Below are 255 nucleotides of genomic sequence, written 5' to 3'. Positions count from 1 at the left end.
CTTGGACAGTTTGCCAGCGGTTGAACTGCGGGGAAAGGTTGGAGTAGTACTGATAAGCGACGGCGATTGTGCGCAAGAACAGCTAACGCTGGAGAGCCTAGGCGAAGACCGAGCCTATGTACATGAGATCGGGGTCACGCCTGCTGAAGATTTAATGCCTGCTGTGCATAAGGTGCTGGCAGCAGGCTGCGATTTCATCTTGCCTATAACTGCCGGCGATCGTCTTGCGCCATCGGCACTTCGGCACCTGTGTGC

General features: G+C 55.7%; 1 pseudogene. It reads left to right on the top strand.

Annotation, left to right across the window (positions count from 1 at the left end):
• A pseudogene (locus AAEZ05_RS29325) lies at nt 1-255 on the top strand (glycosyl transferase); the annotation flags it as partial.

The sequence above is a fragment of the Pseudomonas sp. HY13-MNA-CIBAN-0226 genome (assembly GCF_040310305.1).
GTDB lineage: Bacteria > Pseudomonadota > Gammaproteobacteria > Pseudomonadales > Pseudomonadaceae > Aquipseudomonas > Aquipseudomonas gregormendelii.
This window is presented reverse-complemented; position numbering and strand designations above follow the sequence as displayed.